The organism is Neisseria sp. P0021.S005, assembly GCF_051956955.1.
Genome location: NZ_JBQCWY010000727.1, coordinates 1 through 1,488, shown reverse-complemented (window position 1 = coordinate 1,488; position 1,488 = coordinate 1). Strand labels below are relative to the sequence as shown.

The 1,488-nt window shown below is 46.0% G+C and carries 3 protein-coding genes and 1 pseudogene; all 4 read left to right on the top strand.

What is annotated here, in order from left to right; translation table 11 throughout:
* The first annotated feature begins 94 nt into the window (after window positions 1–94).
* Window positions 95–628 (top strand): septation protein A, encoded by a 534-nt coding sequence (locus tag ACTHUE_RS18735; RefSeq protein ID WP_070585001.1) that lies wholly within the window; start codon window positions 95–97, stop codon window positions 626–628.
* Complete coding sequence (locus ACTHUE_RS18730; protein WP_107792352.1) at window positions 628–918, top strand: YciI family protein; 291 nt, start codon at window positions 628–630, stop codon at window positions 916–918. Before ACTHUE_RS18735 ends, ACTHUE_RS18730 begins: the two co-directional genes overlap by 1 nt.
* The gene (locus tag ACTHUE_RS18725; RefSeq protein WP_070460214.1) at window positions 915–1,187 is read left to right on the top strand and encodes a BolA family protein; all 273 of its coding nucleotides are present in this window, start codon (window positions 915–917) and stop codon (window positions 1,185–1,187) included. Before ACTHUE_RS18730 ends, ACTHUE_RS18725 begins: the two co-directional genes overlap by 4 nt.
* A 51-nt stretch (window positions 1,188–1,238) precedes the next feature.
* A pseudogene (locus ACTHUE_RS18720) lies at window positions 1,239–1,488 on the top strand (hypothetical protein); the annotation flags it as partial.

Below are 1,488 nucleotides of genomic sequence, written 5' to 3'. Positions count from 1 at the left end.
AAATATATGTGGTATTAAAGTCATGGGGAAAGGTGCAAAAAGACACATCTCCCTGTATGATTAGCATTTACTCAATTAGTTTCATCATTAATATATGAAGATTTTGAGCGACTTATTCGCCGTATTCTTATTTTTCATCACATATATCATCACCAAAGACATGATTGCCGCAACGGCTGTTGCGGTTATAGTCGGCATTGCCCAAGCTGCGCTGACCTTTTGGAAACACCGTAAACTGGATACCATGCAATGGGTCAGCCTGATTTTGATTGTCTTTTTTGGCGGCGCAACGATTCTGCTGAAAGACAACCGCTTTATCATGTGGAAACCGACCGTTCTGTTTTGGATCGGCGCCATCGTCATGCTGTTCAGCCACCTTGCCGGTAAAAACGGGCTTAAAGCCGTCATGGGCAAAGAAATGCAGCTCCCTGATTTTGTATGGACGCGCCTGACTTATGCATGGATTGGCTTCCTGATTTTTATGGGTGCGGCCAACCTCTTTGTCTTTACGTATTTTCCAGACCAATGGGTCAATTACAAACTGTTTGGCACATTGGGTTTTACAATCATTTTTTCCATCGCACAGGGTATGTATCTGATGCGTTTCCAGCCTAAGGAGGATCAATAATGGAATATTTCATGCTTTTGGCAACTGATGCCGAAGATGTCCACGAAGCACGCATGGCAGTACGCCCTGCTCATTTAGCACGCTTAGAAGAATTGAAAGCGCAAGGCCGTCTGCTGACTGCAGGCCCCAATCCTTTACCAGATAATCCAGAACGCGTTTCCGGCAGCCTGATTGTGGCTCAATTCGAATCTTTGGACGCTGCACAAGAATGGGCTGAACAAGACCCTTACGTCGATGCCGGCGTATACGCAGAAGTATTGATTAAACCCTTTAAAGCCGTATTCAAATGAGCAATATGCGTCAAATTATCGAGGAACGCCTGCAGGCGCTTGAGCCTGAGTTCTTCGATTTTGAAGATGAAAGCCACCTGCACGCCGGCCATGCCGGTAATAAAGGCGGCGGGCATTACGCCATAGTGGTGGTCAGCAACGCATTTGAAAACATTGGCCGCCTCCAGCGGCAACGTATGATTAAGCAGCTTTTACAGGACTTGTTTTCAGACGGCCTGATTCATGCACTCAGTATCAAAGCAGCCACGCCGGACGAATACTTCCATTAAGATTACTGCCCAAACTTTGATTTCCAATCATTAATTTAAAAGAGAAATACGATGAAAAAAACCTACTTTGCTTCAGCCTTGATGCTTGCTCTGACTTCCGGCACCCTGTTTGCCCAAACTTTGGTGACCGTCAACGGCCAAGCCATCGACAGCAGCGTTATCGATGACCAAATCGCTTCCGTACGCGCCAGCAACCCGAACGTTCAAGACACTCCTGAATTGCGTCAAATGCTGACTGAACGCCAAGTTATCAGCACTGTTGTTACCCAAGAAGCTAAAAAATTAAAACTGGATCAAAGCG